Raw genomic sequence first — 14,581 nt, 5'->3', positions numbered from 1 at the left:
AGGGCGCCGTCTCAGACGCGGTCGAGTTCGCCGAGCATCCCCTCGCGCAGCCGGGTGATGATCCGCTTGATCAGCCGGGACACATGCATCTGGGAGCAGCCGAGCCGTTCCCCGATCTGCGCCTGGGTGGCCTCCTCGACGAACCGCAGATGGATGATCTGCCGGTCCCGTTCGCTCAGCTCCGCCATCAGCGGGGCGAGCGCCTGGAAGTCCTCGACGAGCCGCAGCCCCTCCTCCTCCACGCCGATGAAGTCGGCGAGCACCGCCTCGCCGTCCTCCGGGCCGTCGCCGGTGAGCGCGGCGTCCAGGGACGCGGAGTTGTACCCGTTGGAGGCGAGCTGGGCCTCGACCACCTCCTGCTCGGAGATGTTCATCAGGGTCGCCAGCTCGGCCACCGTCGGGTCCCGGTCCAGCCGGCTGGACAGCTCCTCGCGCGCCTTGGCCAGCTCCACCCGCAGCTCCTGGAGCCGGCGTGGCACGTGGACCGCCCAGGTGGTGTCCCGGAAGAACCGCTTGATCTCACCGACGATGTACGGCAGCGCGAAGGAGGTGAACTCCACCTCGCGGGCCAGCTCGAACCGGTCGATGGCCTTGATCAGGCCGATCATGCCGGTCTGGACGATGTCCTCCATGTCGTCGCCGCGGCCCCGGAACCGCCCGGCCGCGAACCGCACCAGCGACATGTTCATCTCGATGAGGGTGTTGCGCGCGTACTGGTACTCGTGCGTGCCCTCCTCCAGCTCGGTCAGCCGGCGGAAGAACTGACGGGACAGCTCGCGTGCGTCACGTGGTGCGACGGACGCAGGGTCCGCGATGCCAGGCACTGATACCGCTCCCTCGCCCGTCCTGCCCTGCGCGGTGCTCTCGGAGACTTCTGCGTCCGACCGGATCCCGGCGGTATTCATTACCTCTCCCACGAAAGTCACGGTGCTGAGTCTGCCTCGACATCCTATATGCGGGTATTCGCTGATGTTTGTCTGCTTTACCCATAACCCGGCGTTTCATGCGTACCGGCGGGTGCCGCTCACCGGGCGGGTACCCCCCGTCACGCCACGCATGCACACCCGATGACGATCCGGGAACCGGCCGGCGCCCGCCCGGAAGGCCCGTTTCCCCTCAGGGCGCAATGCCGGGCCCTTGCCCCACGGCCTCCGGCTCCTAGGCTGACGGGGATGAGCAACCAGGTGAGCGACGAAGCCCGAGTGATCCCCCTGCGACCGGCGCCGGCCCGACCCGCGAAGCCCGGGGCCGAGCCCGCGGTGGACAAGGAGCCGCTGTGGCGCGATCTGGTCGGCGAGGTGCTGCGCCGTGAGCGGCGGGCACAGGACCGCACCCTCAAGGACGTGGCCGACGCGGCCAGGATCTCGCTGCCCTACCTGTCCGAGATCGAGCGCGGCCGCAAAGAGGCCTCCTCGGAGGTCCTCGCCGCCGCGGCGCACGCCCTCGGCCTGGGCCTCGGCGACCTGCTCTCACTGGCACACGGCGAGCTGACCAGGCGCACAGGCGCGCAGCACCGGCCGGCCGCCGCGCCGCACCGCCCCTACAACGGCCTCTGCCTGGCCGCCTGACCCGGCGGCGGCCGGGTCACTTCTCGCGGAGCTGCCGGAAGAACGCCCGGACGTCGTCGATCAGCAGGTCCGGCTCCTCCAGGGCCGCGAAGTGGCCGCCCCGGTCGAACTCCGTCCAGCGCACGAGGTTCTCGGTCCGCTCCGCCTTGTGCCGCAGCGGGATCTGGGGGTCGGCCGGGAACACCGCCACCGCGGTCGGCGCCGTCGACGGCTCGGCCGGCTGCCACGCCCGGTCGCCGGTGACGTGGGCCCGCTCGTAGTAGATACGGGCGGACGAACCGGCCGTACCGGTCAGCCAGTACAGCATCACGTTGGTCAGCAGCCGGTCCCGGTCCACCGCCTCCTCCGGCAGTTCCTCGCAGTCCGTCCACTCCCGGAACTTCTCGACGATCCAGGCGAGTTGGCCGACGGGCGAGTCCGTCAGGGCGTAGCCGAGGGTGTGCGGACGGGTGGACTGCAGGCTCGCGTACCCGGCGCCGTCCCGCGACCACGCGTCCCAGCGGCGCCAGGACCGCAGGGTCCGCTCCCGCTCCTCGGGACCGAGCGCGGCCAGCTCCTCCTCGGTCGGCTCGGTGGCCGCCTGCGCGCCCGGCAGCAGATTGAGGTGGACGCCGATCACCCGCTCCGGATGCACGCGCCCCAGCTCGCGCGAGATCGCCGCGCCCCAGTCGCCGCCCTGCAGCCCGAACCGCGCGTAGCCGAGCCGCCGCATCAGTTCCGCCCAGGCGTCGGCCACCCGGCGCGCCTCCCAGCCCCGCTCGGTGGTGGGCCCGGACAGCCCGAAGCCGGGGATGCCCGGCACGACGACATGGAAGGCGTCCGCCGCGTCGCCGCCGTGGGCCACCGGGTCGGTGAGGGGGCCGACCACGTCCAGGAACTCCGCGATCGAGCCCGGCCAGCCATGGGTGATCACCAGCGGCGTGGCATCGGGCTCCGGGGAGCGGACGTGGGCGAAGTGGACCTTGGCTCCGTCGATCGTGGTGGTGAACTGCGGCCACCGGTTCAGCTCGGCCTCGGCGGCCCGCCAGTCGTACTCGTGCCGCCAGTACCGGACCAGCTCCCGCAGATAGCCGGCCGGGACGCCGTACTCCCAGCCGGCTCCCGGCAGCTCGGCCGGCCAGCGGGTGCGGTCGAGCCGGTCGTGCAGGTCGTCGAGGTCGCTCTGCGGTACCGACAGCCGGAAGGGCTCGATGCGTTCGGCAGGTGTGGAGGTCATGATCGGGATGCTAGGCGGGTGCGCCGTTCACCCGCCCGGATTATTTCGGTGGCGCGGCCGATGAGTTCGGCCGCGAGGACAGGTCGACACTGGAGACCGCGTTCCCCCGCCAAGGAGGTACCCATGACCACCGACGGATTCTCCACCTGTCTCTGGTTCGACGGCCAGGCCGAGGAGGCCGCCGAGTTCTACGTGTCGGTCTTCAAGAACTCCAGCCTCGGCCGGGTCAGCCGCTGCACCGACTCCGCCCCCGGCGAGACCGGCTCCGTGCTGACCGTCGAGTTCACGGCCAACGGCCAGAAGTTCGTCGCGCTCAACGGCGGCCCCCAGTTCAAGTTCAACGAGGCCATCTCCTTCCAGATCCTGTGCGCCGACCAGGCGGAGATCGACCACTACTGGGCCAAGCTCACCGAGAACGGCGGCGAGGGCGGCCCCTGCGGCTGGCTCAAGGACAGGTTCGGGGTCTCCTGGCAGGTCGTCTACGACCGGATGCCCGAGATCCTCCACGACCCCGACCCGGAGAAGGTCGACCGCGCCATGAAGGCCATGATGGGCATGGGCAAGCTCGACGTCGCCGCGCTGGACAAGGCGTACGCGGGCGAGTAGCGGACCCCCGTCGGACCGCGACCGTCACCCGGTCTCGGCGAGGATCTCGGTGATCACATGCCGGGAGTTCTCCGCCAGGGCCGGGTTGGTGTCCCAGTAGTACGGCAGCGCGATCAGGGAGATCGACAGCGCCCAGCCCCGCCCCCGGGCCCACTCGGCGTCGTCGGCGCCGACGGCCTTGCGGAAGGTGTCCCGGACGGCGGCGGGCAGCAGGTTCCAGGCCACGATCAGATCCACGGCAGGGTCCCCCACCCCCGCACAGCCGAAGTCGAGGACCGCGCTCAGCCGGCCCGCGTCGACCAGCACGTTCCCGGGGGAGAGGTCCCCGTGGGCCCACACCGGCGGCCCCGCGTGCTCCGGGGCCCGCAGGGACTCCTCCCACAGCGCCGTGACCGCGCCGGCGTCGACCCGTGCGCCCAGCTCGGCGACGGCCGCCCGGGTGGACTCGTCCCGGTCCCGCAGCCGACCACCCCGGTAACCGGGCGGTCCGTCCTGCGGGTCGATCCGGCGCAGCGCGCGCACGAACGCCGCCAGGTCCTCGGCGAGCCGTTCCGGCTCCCGCACGGCGCCCGCCACCGGATTGCGCCCCCGAAGCCAGCGGTAGACGGACCACGGCCACGGATAACCCTCGTCCGGCGCGCCGATGCCCACCGGTTCGGGCACGGCGACCGGCAGCAGCGGCCCGAGCCGGGGCAGCCAGCGCTGCTCCAGCTTCACGTCCGGTACGGCGCCGGGCCGCCGGGGCAGCCGTACCAGCAGCTCGGTGCCCAGCCGGAACATGGCGTTCTCGGTCCCGGAGGACGGCAGCCGGCGTACCGGCAGCGCCGCCCACTGCGGGAACCGGCGGGCGACCAGGCGCTGGACCAGCGGGGCGTCGAGGTCGATCTCGTCCGCGTGCATCCTCGGCGGAGTGGGGCTGTCGTGGGCGCTCATGGCGGCCCATCCCAGCGCCTCGGCGCCCTCGCTGTCGACGGAATTTCCGCCGGCAGGCCGGGCTCAGACCCGGTCGGCCGCGATCAGCAGGTACTGGAAGCTGCCGTTGCGGTAGGCGTCCAGGAAGGTGTCCTCGATGCCCGTCACCAGATGGTCGGCCTCCCTGCGCAGGTCCCAGTAGGGGATCGTGGCCTCGGTCAGGTCCTCGACGTGCACCGGCACCAGGCGGTTGCGGGCCATCGCCTTGAAGTACTCCGAGCGCGGGTGGATGTCGCAGATGTAGTGGGCGTTGATGAGCGACACCTCGCGCGAGGCCCGGCCGTAGGTGTCGTTGTAGCAGCCGGTGATCACCACGTAGCGTCCGCCGCGGCGCAGCAGCCGGGCGTGCTCGGCGAACAGCAGGTCCAGCTCGACGTACATGGTGGACTCGTTGTTCCAGGAGGCCGCGTACGCGCCGGTCTCGAAGCCGGTGTCGAGCATGTTGCGGTGGTGGTAGCGCACCTTGTCGTCGATGCCCCGGGCGCGGGCCTGCTCGTTCGCGAACTCGGCCTGTTTGGCGGAGATGGTGACCCCGTCGGCGTGGCAGCCGTACCGCAGATGCGCCACGACACTGCCGCCGCCCCGGCCGCAGCCGGCGTCGAAGACCCGGTCGGCGGGGGCCAGCGGGCCGAGATGCGCGGCGAGCAGCTCGGCCTGGGCGTGTTCCAGGCGGTGCAGCTCGGCGGTGACGCGTTCCCGGCGCCGGTCCGGATCGGGCTCGTCGAGCACCGACCGGTCGGCCTCTCCGATGCCGTAGTGATGGTGGTACAGGTCGTCGATCTTGCCGAGTTCGAGGTTGACCGGGTTCTCCTCGGCGTTCCAGTAGTCCGCGACCCGGCTCTGGTAGACGGACTGGGACGGGATCGCAGCGGAGGTGGTCCGGGCGACGGGGGCGGTGGTCAAAGGTGGCTCCTCGCGCATGTGGCGGTGTTCGTCGTGCATGTGACGGTGTTTCGGGTCAGGGCGGTCACCAGTAGTCGGGCAGGTGGTAGCGGTGGGTGTTGGTCGCGTGCCACTCGTGGTTGCCGGACACCCAGGCGGCGAGCCCCCGGGCGTAGCGCTCCACCAGGGGCGAGGTGGCCGACAGCAGCGCCGACTCCTCCTCGAAGGCCGCCATGATCCGGTTGTGGATCTCGACGGACTTCAGATAGGCGGCCTTCAGCCCGCGCCGCTCGTTGGCGGCGACGACCTGCGGCAGGTTCAGATGGCCGGGATCGCCGGCCAGTTCCTTGGTGAAGGAGTACAGGTCGTTGACGATCGTGGTGGCGTTGCAGGCGAGGGCCGTGATCCGCTGGATCTCGGGCCGGGCGTAGATCTGCTCGGGCAGCTCGTAGCCGTCCACGGCGTCGACGATCGACAGACAGGGCCGGAAGTTGTTGAACTGCCGCATCACCAGGTACTCCCAGACCCTCGGCATGTACCGCGTCTCCGCCCAGGCGGCCTCCGCGAGGTAGCCCAGGTGCAGCCGGGCGATGTCGTGCACGAACCGGTCGGTCTGGCTGGGCGTGGCGAAGCCGGCGAAGTCCTCCAGGGCGAAGTGGTACGAGCGCAGCGGACCGTCGGCCCGCATGCCCTGGCGCCACTCCTCCTCCAGCTCCGGGACGCCGTGGTAGGAGTCGAGCGCGGACTGGGCCATGACCAGCCGGCCGCCGAGGCCGCGGCGCGCCGCGCCCCGGCCCTCGTCCTCCTCGCAGTAGCAGGAGTCGACGATGTTCTCGGCGAGCAGCAGTTTCCCGGCGGCCGTGAGGCGGTCCAGGTCCAGCGCGCCCGGATGCTGCAGGACGACGGCCCGGCCGAACTGGAAGCCGGAGAAGTCCCCCTTCCACGCCTCCGGGAACAGATCCAGGCCACGGGCCCAGGTCTCCAGCCGGCGGTCCACCTCGGCCGCCTTCACCGGGTCGGCGGGCACGGCCGGCTGGTGGTGCAGTCCTGGGACGGCCCCGGTGCGGCGGGGTCTGCGCAGGCTCGCGGCGACGTCCGGCGGCCCCGGCAGGGTGTAGGAGGGGGCGGGCGAACTCGTGGTCCGCTCGGAGGTCATTCGGGGAACCGGCCGATCTGGACGTTCTCCAGGATCCCGGCCGCGTCGGGCACGAGGATCGCCATCGAGTAGTAGGCGGTCACGAGGTAGCTGATGATCGCGGCCGAGTCGATGCCCATGAACCGGACGTTCAGCCCCGGCTGGTACTCCTCCGGGATGCCGGTCTGGTAGAGGCCGATCACGCCCTGGTCGGCCTCGCCGGTGCGCAGCGCGATGATGCTGGTGGTGTGGTCCTCGCTGATCGGGATCTTGCTGCACGGGAAGATGGGCACCCCGCGCCAGGCCGGCACCTCGTGTCCGTCGACGCTCGCGGTGCCGGGCACCAGACCGCGCCGGTTGCACTGCCGGAAGAACGCCGCGATCGCCTTGGGATGGGCGAGGAACACCTTGGTCTTGCGGCGCATCGACAGCAGCTCGTCCATGTCGTCCGGCACCGGCGGGCCGGTGAAGGTGCTGATCCGCTGGCCGTAGTCGACGTTGTGCAGCAGCCCGAACTCCCGGTTGTTGACCAGCTCCCACTCCTGGCGCTCGCGGATCTCCTCGACCGTGAGCCGGAGCTGTTGCTGGGTCTGGTCCATCGGGTGGTTGTAGAGGTCGGCGACCCGGGTGTGCACCCGCAGCACGGTCTGGGTGAGGGACAACTCGTATTCGCGCGGGGCGAGTTCGTAGTCCACGAAGCCGCCGGGCAGGGTCGGTTCGCCGACGTGACCGGCCTGCACCGGCACCTCGGCCTCGCCCTTGCGGTTCATCGGCCGCTGCTGCCGCTCGACATAGGCCCGCAAGTGCGCGGCGAGGGACGGCACCCGCTCGGTGAACTCCTGCACGACGGCCCAGGGCAGCGCGAGCACCACCCCCGCGGTCTCGGCCCGCACCGAGGTCAGCCACAGCGGGTCGGACTGCCCGACCGCCTCGTCGCCCATCTGGTCGCCGTCGGTGACGACCCCGGTGATCTCCTCGTCGCCGTACTTGCCGGCGGTGTAGCGGGTGAACCGGCCGTGGACGACCAGGTAGGCCTCCGTCACGGGCTGTCCGGCCTCGAACAGCACCTGCCCGGCGCGCACCTCCCGGGGCTGGAAGCGGCCGGCGATCTCCCGCAGCACCTCCCCGTCGGGGTAGCCGCGCAGGATCGGCAGCTCGGTCAGCGTCTCCGGGACGACCCGGATGTCGTCGGCGCCGTTCTGCTCGAAGTGCACCCGGCCGCGGCCCGTGCGCAGCGTCAGGCGGCGGTTGACCCGGTAGGTGCCGCCCCTGACGTCCACCCACGGCAGCGACTTCAGCAGCCATCGCGAGGTGATGGCCTGCATCTGCGGTTCGGACTTGGTGGTCGTGCTGAGCTGGCGTGCCGCCCGGGTGCTCAGGCTGGTGAGCTGCCCGTCGGCCGCCGGGTCGGGGGCGGGTTCGTCGACGGCGGAACCGGTGGCGGTGTCCGGTGTGGTCACATTCCCTCCAGCGGAGCTGCGTGCGAACAGGGGTGGCTTGGATCGCCGGGTGGTGGGCGTGGTGATCCAGCACCCGGGCCAAGCCAAACAGTCCTCGTGAAGTGCCCGATACAGCGCGAAGGGGGCTGATCATGACGCTCAGGTGCGTAAACCTGCTGATCGGGGCACGACCGGCAAACGGTGTGATCGGGCGCCGGTGCACTGCGCCCCCGGCCGGCGTCCGCGCGCGCCGGTGTGGTGCGCCCCGGGCGCAGGGGAGAGGCCGCCTGCGAGCGCTCGGGAGAGGCCGTCGGCCAGGGCTCAGGACAGGTCGTCGACCAGGACGGCCGCCCCGTCGAACCGGCCGGCCTTGAGGTCGCGGAGCGCCTGTGGGGCGCGGGACAGCGGATAGGCGTGCGTGGTCGCGCGGACGCCGTGCCGGGCCGCCAGGGCGAGGAACTCCCGCCCGTCGGCACGGGTGTTGGCGGTGACGCTGCGCAGCTCCTTCTCGTAGAACAGCTCGGTCGCGTAGTGCAGCGGCGGTACGTCGGTCAGGTGGATGCCGGCGAGGGCCAGCACGCCGCCCCGGTCGAGGGCGCGCAGCGCCACCGGGACCAGCTCGCCGGCCGGGGCGAACAGGATCGCCGCGTCCAGCGGCTCCGGCGGCGCCTCGTGCAGGTCCCGCGCGGAGGCGGCGCCCAGCTCCAGGGCCAGCCTGCGGGCGGCCGGCTCCCGGGTGATCACATGCACGGTGGCACCCTCGGCGAGCGCCACCTGCGCGCACAGATGGGCGCTGCCCCCGAACCCGTACAGGCCGAGCCTGCCGCCCTTGGGCAGCCCGGTCCGCCGCAGCGCGCGGAACCCGATGATCCCGGCGCACAGCAGCGGCGCCGCCGCCACGTCGTCCAGGGCGCCGGGCAGCCGGTAGGCGAACGCGGCCGGCACGGTCGTGTACCCGGCGTATCCGCCGTCGGCGTCCCAGCCCGTGTACTCCGAGTACGGGCACAGGTTCTCGGCGCCCCGCGCGCAGTACGCGCACACCCCGTCGGTGCGCCGCAGCCAGGCCACGCCGACCCGGTCGCCCGCCGTGAAGTCCCGCACCCCGGCCCCGGCCCCCGCGACCTCGCCGACCACCTCGTGTCCGGGGGTGACCCCGGCCCGGTGCACCGGCAGATCGCCCTCGGCGACATGCAGATCGGTCCGGCACACCCCGCAGGCCCGCACCCGCACCAGCAGCTCGTCCGCCCCAGGAACCGGCACCGGCCGCTCCACCAGCCGCAGGGGATGCCCTTCGACCGGCCCCGGCAGGACCACCGACCACGCCCGCATCGTGCCCGTCGTCATCGCTCCGTCGCCTCCACTTCCCATTGTCCGGGCGTCTCCGCGGTTCGGCGCGCGGGCCGACGGCGGGATGGCTAGCGTGAGCTTCGGGACGTAAGCCTCGAAGGCGGGGGACCATCCGTACGGGATCGAAGACCAGGAGGGCCGCGAGCATGGCCGTGCAACCCGAGGGAACGCCCTGTTGGGCCGATGCGATGTTCGGCGACGTCGAGGGAGCCAAGCGGTTCTACGGCGAAGTCCTCGGCTGGACCTTCGGCGAGTCGTCGTCGGAGTACGGCAACTACACGCAGGCCTACACGGAGGGCAAGGCGGTGGCGGCCGTGGTCCCGCCCATGCCCGGCCAGGAGGGCCAGTCGCAGTGGTGCCTGTACTTCGCCTCACCGGACGCCGCCGCCACCGCGGAGAAGATCCGGGACAACGGCGGCGAGGTGCTGATGGAGCCGATGCAGGTCGGGGACTTCGGCACGATGTGCCTGGCCCGCGAGCCCAGCGGGGCCGTCTTCGGGGTCTGGCAGGCCGGCACCCACGAGGGCTTCGAGGCGACCGCGACCCCGGGCGCCTACTGCTGGGCGGAGGTCTTCACCCGTGAGCCCGAGAAGGCCGACACCTTCCTCTCCGCCGTGTTCCCGTACCGGATGAAGGACATCGTGGACGACGCGGTGGACTTCCGGATGTTCGACGTCGGCGAGGACACCGTCCTCGGCCGGATGCGCATGACCGACGACTTCCCGCCCGAGGTGCCCTCGTACATCAACGTCTACTTCACCGTCGACGACTGCGACGAGGCCGTCTCCCGGGCCACCAAGCTCGGCGGCATCCTCCGCTTCGGGCCGATGAGCAGCCCCTTCGGCCGGTTCGCGGCGCTCAGCGACCCGCAGGGCGCGAACTTCTCCGTGATCGACATCACGACCACGGAGGGCGAGATGCCCAAGGTCAAGGAGGCCTGACCGGCATGTGACGGCGCCCGCCGCGGCCGTGGCATGATCGGGCGTATGCGTGAACGTGTGGTGGCCGCGTGCGACGGGGCTTCGAAGGGAAACCCCGGACCGGCCGGATGGGCATGGGTGGTCTCGGACGGCGACGAGCGGACCCCCGCCCGCTGGGAGGCGGGCCCGCTCGGCCGGGCCACCAACAACGTCGCGGAACTCACCGCCCTGGAGCGGCTGCTCACGGCCGTCGAGCCGGACGTGCCGCTGGAGATCCGCATGGACTCCCAGTACGCGATGAAGGCCGTCACCACCTGGCTTCCGGGCTGGAAGCGCAACGGCTGGAAGACGGCCGCCGGCAAGCCCGTCGCCAACCAGGAGCTGGTCGTCCGCATCGACGCGCTCCTGGACGGCCGCACGGTCGAGTTCCGCTACGTCCCGGCCCACCAGGTCGACGGCGACCCGCTGAACGACTTCGCCGACCGCGCCGCCAGCCAGGCCGCCTTGGTGCAGGAGGCGGCCGGCAGCGCGCTCGGCTCCCCGGTGCCGCCGCCCTCGCCCGGCACCCCGAAGGCGGCCGTCTCGCGCGGGAAGGCGCCCCGCCGCACCGGCGGCGGAGCGTCCTCGTCCCGCACCATCAAGGCGAAGTTCCCCGGCCGCTGCCTGTGCGGCCGCGCCTACGCGGCCGGCGAGTCCATCGCCAAGAACGCGCAGGGCTGGGGCCACCCGGAGTGCCGTACCGCGGAGGCCTGAGCACCGCGCGGTCCGCTCAGCTGTCGAAGGTGTAGTACTTCGTGTGGTCCAGCAGGTCCGCCGGGCGCACGTCGTTCCACGGTTTCATCGCCTCGTCCAGATCGACGACGTCCGGCGTGCCGCCGGCCGGCACGTACCCGGCGTCCGGATGCCGCCGCTGCCACTGCGCCCAGAGCTTGTCGACATAGGCGTGGTGCAGCCAGAACACCGGGTCGTTGGGGGAGACCCCGGTCGCCATCTGCCCGCCGACCCAGACGTGGACCCGGTTGTGCAGATTGACCCCGCGCCATCCCTCCAGGTGGTTGCGGAAGCCGTCGGAGGCGCTGTTGTACGGCGCCATGTCGTACGTCGCGATCGACAGCACCGACTCCACTTCCGCGCGGGTCGGTAGCTCGCGCACGGCCGTGCCGAGCGAGCGGCGCAGGAAGGTACGGCCGTCGACCCGTATGTTCATCGGCCAGTCGCCGGCCGCCGCGGCGAACGGCCCGTCCATCACCCGGCCGTCCGAGCTGCGCCCGGTGCCGCCGAGGAAGTCCGGTCCCCACAACGAGGCACGCACCGTGCGGTCGGTGCTCCAGTCCCAGTACGGCAACGCGACCGAGGAGTCCACCGACTGCAGCGCCTGCTCGAAGTCGAGCAGGAATCTGCGGTGCCAGGGCAGGAACGACGGTGAGCGGTGGCCGGTCCGTTCGCCGGTGTCGGTGTCCGACATGATGAACGCGTTGTGCGTGCGGACGAACTCGTCATAGCGCCCGTTGCGCTTGAGTTCGAGGACGGCGGACACGAACCGCTTCTTCTCGTCGGCGGTCAGGGTGGCCTGGTTCTTGCGTACGGTCATGGTGCGCGATGCTCCGGAGTCCTTGCGGGGGCGGTCAGTTGGCGGGGAAGGGCAGCAGCGGGGCGCCCTGCAGCTCGTCCACCGCGGCCCGGGCGGCGGCGCGTGGGGTGGGCACCGGGTCGTAGTGGCTGACGACGCTGATCCAGCTGCCGTCGGCGTTGCGCATCACATGCAGCTGTACGCCGTCGATCAACACCTCGTAACCGCCGCCGTGTTCGTGGTGGTGACCGCCGGGGCCCGTCATGGGCCGGCCCTGTATCCGGCGGCCCCGGTAGACCTCGTCGAAGCTCTCCGGCATCGGCATGGGCCGGCCGTGACCGGCGGCCGAGGCGGCGGGTGCCACGAGGGTGGTCACGGCGGCCGTCGCGGCGAGGGCCGCCGTCGCGGTCAGCGCGCGGCGCCGGGTGATGTCGGGCATACGGGTCCTCCAGGAGGGTGTTCCGGTGGTGACGACGTATGCCTATCGGGGGCTCCGGTACGGGAGGAAATCACCCGGAACCGGTTGGCTGTGATCCGGACAATTGACCACATGCCGTACAGAGTTGAACCAGGATGATCTTGCCGCGGCCGGGGGGTGACGCACCCCGGAACGGGGAAATCCTTGCCGGGCCCGCCCCTTTTTCCGGCGATCCCTCTCGTCCGCCCTCCGTCCGAGTGGCCCGGCTCACCACGCCAGAGTGACGCGATAGGGCGGGGTGGGTGCGCTGCTACCCTGCGGTACCGACCGAGCGCATCGGGTGACTGTCAGGGGTGCACGTGAAGGTCGTCCGTGTCGGAGGCGGGCCCACGGGCCTGTACCTCGCCATCCTGCTCAAGCGGCAGAACCCGTCCCATGGCATCACCGTCCACGAGCGCAACCCCGAGGGCTCGACCTACGGCTGGGGCGTGACGTACTGGCGCGGCCTCCTCGACAAGCTCCAGGAGCCCGACCCGGCCACGGCGCGGGCGATCGAGGAGGCGTCCGTCCGCTGGGGCGACGGCATTGCCCACGTACGCGACCTGACGACCCGTCACCACGGTGGCGAGGGCTTCGGCATCGGCCGCCCCCGGCTGCTCGACCTGCTCGCCGAACGGGCCCGAGCCCTCGGCGTCCGGCTGGAGTTCGAGAGCGCGATCACCGAACCGCCGGCCGGCGCGGACCTCGTCGTCGCGGCCGACGGGGTGCACAGCGCCCTGCGCACCCGGCACGCGGCGTCCTTCGGCACCCGGATCACCTCGGGCCGCGACCACTACATCTGGCTCGGCACCACCAAGGCCTTCGACGCCTTCACCTTCGCCTTCACCGAGACCGAGCACGGCTGGATCTGGACCTACGGCTACGCCTGCAGCGAGGTGACGGGCACCTGCGTCGTCGAGTGCTCCCCGGAGACCTTCACCGGGCTCGGCCTGGACCGGGCGACCGAGGCGGACGGCCTCGCCCTGCTGGAGAAACTCTTCGCGCACGTCCTCGACGGCCACCCGCTCATCGGCCGCCCCGGCGCCGGCCGGCTGAACTTCCGCACCCTCACCAACCGCACCTGGCACCACGGCAACCTGGTGCTGCTCGGCGACGCCGCCCACACCACCCACTACTCCATCGGCGCCGGCACCACCCTCGCCCTGGAGGACGCCATGTGCCTCGCCCGCGCCCTGCACGAGCACACCGGCCTGTCCGACGCCCTCGCCGCCTACGAGCGCCGGCGCATGGCCGAGCTGCTGTCCGTGCAGAGTGCGGCCCGCTACAGCGCCCGGTGGTACGAGAACCTGCCCCGGTACATCCACCTCCCCCCGCACCGGATGTCCGCGCTACTCGGCCGGCGCCACTCGCCTCTGCTGCCGTACGTCCCGCCGCAGCTGTACTACGGCCTCGACAAGGCGGCCGGCCGGCTGCAGGCCCTGCACGGGTTCAAGCGGTGGCTCGGCCCCAGGGCGGTCACGCGCCCTGCACGCCCGGTCCTCGGCCCACCGCGGCTAGCCCCCGCCCGTTCCCGCCGCGGCCGGTCCACCCCGGTTTCCCCGCCCCCACACCCGAGGAGTCCGCCCATGGCCGTACCCGTCTCGTTCGACCAGATCTCGACCGGCTACAGCCTGCAACGGGCCTACTGGCTGGCCCGCGCAGCCGACCTGGCCCACAAGGACCGTGCCGACATCGAGGACCAGGCCGCCAAGTGGGGCTTCGACCAGGTGCGCCACCACGAGACCCGCTTCACCCCGCCCTTCCCGCTGCCGGACACCCAGGCGTACACCCTGGCCGGCGAGCGGATGATCGTCACCGCCTTCCGCGGCACCGAACCCACCCGGATCAAGGACTGGCTCACCGACGTCACCACCCCGCCCTGGCCCGGACCCGGCGGCAACGGATACGTCCACCACGGATTCGCCGAGGTCCTGGAATCGGTCTACCCGGCCGTCCACAAGACCCTCGCCGAACTGCGCACCAACGGGCAGACCGTGTACTTCACCGGGCACAGCCTGGGCGGTGCCCTCGCGATGCTGGCCGGCGCCCGGATGTATCTGGAGGACCCGCACCTGGCCGCGGACGGCGTGTACACCTACGGGCAGCCGCGCACCTGCGACCGGCTGCTCGCCGAGGCGTTCCACGAGGGATTCGGCGGCCGCATGTACCGCTTCGTCAACAACAACGACATCGTTCCCCAACTGCCGCCCGAGCCCGCCTTCACCCATGTCCGCGCCCTGCGCTACATCGACTCCTACGGCCGGCTGCACGAGAGCATGCCGATGCTGGCGGCGCTGACCGACCGGGCGGCCGGACCGACCGTCGACGCCTTCGCACCCACCTCCGACGGCATCCGCGACCACTTCATGCACAACTACCTGACGGCACTGGAGAAGAACCTCGACTGAGGGCCCCGCGCCGGCGCCGGGCGTGTTGGTGAATGGCCATTCACTCGATAGGGTGAATTGC

14 protein-coding genes and 1 pseudogene are annotated in these 14,581 nt (G+C 71.7%); 6 read left to right on the top strand and 9 right to left on the bottom strand.

What is annotated here, in order from left to right; translation table 11 throughout:
* Positions 1-11: 11 nt before the first annotated feature.
* On the bottom strand, positions 12-905 hold the full coding sequence (locus ACQPXS_RS06895; protein WP_433447940.1) for an RNA polymerase sigma factor SigF: 894 nt from the start codon (positions 903-905) through the stop codon (positions 12-14).
* Between the two features lie 267 nt (positions 906-1,172).
* Here ACQPXS_RS06895 and ACQPXS_RS06890 point away from each other — a divergent pair, with 267 nt between their 5' ends.
* Positions 1,173-1,568, top strand: a complete 396-nt coding sequence (locus ACQPXS_RS06890) for a helix-turn-helix domain-containing protein (RefSeq protein ID WP_366488193.1) — start codon at positions 1,173-1,175, stop codon at positions 1,566-1,568.
* 16 nt (positions 1,569-1,584) lie between these two features.
* Here the strand turns inward: ACQPXS_RS06890 and ACQPXS_RS06885 are convergent, their stop codons facing one another.
* Entirely contained in the window at positions 1,585-2,784 is a 1,200-nt protein-coding gene (locus ACQPXS_RS06885; protein ID WP_433447937.1) for an epoxide hydrolase family protein, read from the bottom strand.
* 123 nt (positions 2,785-2,907) lie between these two features.
* On the opposite strand from ACQPXS_RS06885, the gene ACQPXS_RS06880 reads away from it, so the two are divergent.
* Complete coding sequence (locus ACQPXS_RS06880) at positions 2,908-3,390, top strand: VOC family protein (RefSeq protein WP_433447935.1); 483 nt, start codon at positions 2,908-2,910, stop codon at positions 3,388-3,390.
* A gap of 24 nt (positions 3,391-3,414) precedes the next feature.
* Here the strand turns inward: ACQPXS_RS06880 and ACQPXS_RS06875 are convergent, their stop codons facing one another.
* From ACQPXS_RS06875 to ACQPXS_RS06855, 5 genes are all read right to left on the bottom strand, one after another.
* Entirely contained in the window at positions 3,415-4,323 is a 909-nt protein-coding gene (locus ACQPXS_RS06875) for an aminoglycoside phosphotransferase family protein (RefSeq protein ID WP_433447933.1), read from the bottom strand.
* A gap of 63 nt (positions 4,324-4,386) precedes the next feature.
* Positions 4,387-5,265 (bottom strand): geranyl diphosphate 2-C-methyltransferase, encoded by an 879-nt coding sequence (locus ACQPXS_RS06870; protein WP_433447931.1) that lies wholly within the window; start codon positions 5,263-5,265, stop codon positions 4,387-4,389.
* Positions 5,266-5,329: 64 nt separating this feature from the next.
* A complete protein-coding gene (locus ACQPXS_RS06865; RefSeq protein WP_433447929.1) occupies positions 5,330-6,400 on the bottom strand; it encodes a family 2 encapsulin nanocompartment cargo protein terpene cyclase in 1,071 nt (356 codons plus the stop codon).
* Positions 6,397-7,839 (bottom strand): family 2B encapsulin nanocompartment shell protein, encoded by a 1,443-nt coding sequence (locus ACQPXS_RS06860; protein WP_365330512.1) that lies wholly within the window; start codon positions 7,837-7,839, stop codon positions 6,397-6,399. Before ACQPXS_RS06860 ends, ACQPXS_RS06865 begins: the two co-directional genes overlap by 4 nt.
* A 300-nt stretch (positions 7,840-8,139) precedes the next feature.
* Positions 8,140-9,147, bottom strand: coding sequence for a zinc-binding alcohol dehydrogenase family protein (locus ACQPXS_RS06855; protein ID WP_351809133.1), 1,008 nt, complete (start codon positions 9,145-9,147; stop codon positions 8,140-8,142).
* A gap of 164 nt (positions 9,148-9,311) precedes the next feature.
* Here ACQPXS_RS06855 and ACQPXS_RS06850 point away from each other — a divergent pair, with 164 nt between their 5' ends.
* The gene (locus tag ACQPXS_RS06850) at positions 9,312-10,106 is read left to right on the top strand and encodes a VOC family protein (RefSeq protein ID WP_433447928.1); all 795 of its coding nucleotides are present in this window, start codon (positions 9,312-9,314) and stop codon (positions 10,104-10,106) included.
* Between the two features lie 33 nt (positions 10,107-10,139).
* Positions 10,140-10,838 carry a ribonuclease H family protein gene (locus ACQPXS_RS06845; protein WP_433447927.1) on the top strand — a complete coding sequence of 233 codons (699 nt, stop codon included), beginning with the start codon at positions 10,140-10,142 and terminating at the stop codon, positions 10,836-10,838.
* A 16-nt stretch (positions 10,839-10,854) separates the two neighbouring features.
* Here ACQPXS_RS06845 and melC2 read toward each other — a convergent pair whose 3' ends face one another.
* Both melC2 and melC1 read right to left on the bottom strand, forming a co-directional pair.
* Positions 10,855-11,676, bottom strand: a complete 822-nt coding sequence (gene melC2 / locus ACQPXS_RS06840) for a tyrosinase MelC2 (RefSeq protein ID WP_433447925.1) — start codon at positions 11,674-11,676, stop codon at positions 10,855-10,857.
* A 34-nt stretch (positions 11,677-11,710) separates the two neighbouring features.
* On the bottom strand, positions 11,711-12,094 hold the full coding sequence (gene melC1 / locus ACQPXS_RS06835; protein WP_433447923.1) for an apotyrosinase chaperone MelC1: 384 nt from the start codon (positions 12,092-12,094) through the stop codon (positions 11,711-11,713).
* 332 nt (positions 12,095-12,426) lie between these two features.
* Here melC1 and ACQPXS_RS06830 point away from each other — a divergent pair.
* Both ACQPXS_RS06830 and ACQPXS_RS06825 read left to right on the top strand, forming a co-directional pair.
* Positions 12,427-13,630: pseudogene (locus tag ACQPXS_RS06830) on the top strand (FAD-dependent monooxygenase).
* A 68-nt stretch (positions 13,631-13,698) separates the two neighbouring features.
* Positions 13,699-14,520 (top strand): lipase family protein, encoded by an 822-nt coding sequence (locus ACQPXS_RS06825; RefSeq protein WP_433447921.1) that lies wholly within the window; start codon positions 13,699-13,701, stop codon positions 14,518-14,520.
* Positions 14,521-14,581: the final 61 nt, after the last annotated feature.

The organism is Streptomyces sp. CA-142005, from assembly GCF_050942335.1.
Classification (GTDB): Bacteria; Actinomycetota; Actinomycetes; order Streptomycetales; family Streptomycetaceae; genus Streptomyces.
This window is presented reverse-complemented; position numbering and strand designations above follow the sequence as displayed.

Excerpts from the sequence above, each read along its gene's own strand:
- ACQPXS_RS06895 (WP_433447940.1), bottom strand. The coding sequence starts at position 905 with ATGAATACCGCCGGGATCCGGTCGGACGCAGAAGTCTCCGAGAGCACC.
- ACQPXS_RS06890 (WP_366488193.1), top strand. The coding sequence starts at position 1,173 with ATGAGCAACCAGGTGAGCGACGAAGCCCGAGTGATCCCCCTGCGACCG.
- ACQPXS_RS06885 (WP_433447937.1), bottom strand. The coding sequence starts at position 2,784 with ATGACCTCCACACCTGCCGAACGCATCGAGCCCTTCCGGCTGTCGGTA.
- ACQPXS_RS06880 (WP_433447935.1), top strand. The coding sequence starts at position 2,908 with ATGACCACCGACGGATTCTCCACCTGTCTCTGGTTCGACGGCCAGGCC.
- ACQPXS_RS06875 (WP_433447933.1), bottom strand. The coding sequence starts at position 4,323 with ATGAGCGCCCACGACAGCCCCACTCCGCCGAGGATGCACGCGGACGAG.
- ACQPXS_RS06865 (WP_433447929.1), bottom strand. The coding sequence starts at position 6,400 with ATGACCTCCGAGCGGACCACGAGTTCGCCCGCCCCCTCCTACACCCTG.
- ACQPXS_RS06855 (WP_351809133.1), bottom strand. The coding sequence starts at position 9,147 with ATGCGGGCGTGGTCGGTGGTCCTGCCGGGGCCGGTCGAAGGGCATCCC.
- ACQPXS_RS06850 (WP_433447928.1), top strand. The coding sequence starts at position 9,312 with ATGGCCGTGCAACCCGAGGGAACGCCCTGTTGGGCCGATGCGATGTTC.
- ACQPXS_RS06845 (WP_433447927.1), top strand. The coding sequence starts at position 10,140 with ATGATCGGGCGTATGCGTGAACGTGTGGTGGCCGCGTGCGACGGGGCT.
- melC2 (WP_433447925.1), bottom strand. The coding sequence starts at position 11,676 with ATGACCGTACGCAAGAACCAGGCCACCCTGACCGCCGACGAGAAGAAG.
- melC1 (WP_433447923.1), bottom strand. The coding sequence starts at position 12,094 with ATGCCCGACATCACCCGGCGCCGCGCGCTGACCGCGACGGCGGCCCTC.
- ACQPXS_RS06825 (WP_433447921.1), top strand. The coding sequence starts at position 13,699 with ATGGCCGTACCCGTCTCGTTCGACCAGATCTCGACCGGCTACAGCCTG.